Source organism: Mesorhizobium sp. M7A.F.Ca.AU.001.01.1.1, assembly GCF_004022735.1.
Taxonomy (GTDB): Bacteria; Pseudomonadota; Alphaproteobacteria; order Rhizobiales; family Rhizobiaceae; genus Mesorhizobium; species Mesorhizobium ciceri.
The window spans coordinates 1-497 of record NZ_RZPF01001346.1; the positions used below are offsets into that span (position 1 = coordinate 1).

Below are 497 nucleotides of genomic sequence, written 5' to 3' on the forward strand. Positions count from 1 at the left end.
TAGCCGCCGGCATCGCCATCGCTGGCCGAGGCGGTCTCGAAACGCCAGCCGCGTTCGGCGGCGTAGCGTTCGTACATGCGAAACAGGTCGCAGGCGAAAAGCGCGGCCTCATCGCCGCCGGTGCCGGCGCGGATTTCGAGAATGGCGTTCTTGTCGTCGGCGGCATCCCTGGGCAACAGCAGGATCTGAATGTCCTTCTGCAGCGCCTCGATGCGGTCCTCGACCCCTGGCAGCTCGGCCTCGGCCAGCGCCCGCATCTCGGCGTCGGTGCCCCTGTCGGCAAGCATGGCTTCGAGGTCGGCCTGTTCATGCTCGGCCGCGCGCAGCGCCCTGACCTTGGCCACCATGTCCTGGATTTCGGCATATTCGGACGCCATGCGCACATAGGCGTCCGGCGCCGGGCCGGCCGACATCTGCGCTTCGAGCATCTCGAAACGCTTGACGACTTGATCCATACGATCGCGGGGCAAATTGACCATGATGAGGATGCTATAACG

At 65.2% G+C, this 497-nt stretch carries 1 protein-coding gene; it reads right to left on the reverse strand.

Going from position 1 to position 497, the window contains the following annotated elements; translation table 11 throughout:
- A partial coding sequence (locus tag EN884_RS38095; protein ID WP_128361237.1) for a PCRF domain-containing protein occupies window positions 1-479 on the reverse strand: 479 nt, incomplete at its 3' end.
- Between the last annotated feature and the right edge of the window lie 18 nt (window positions 480-497).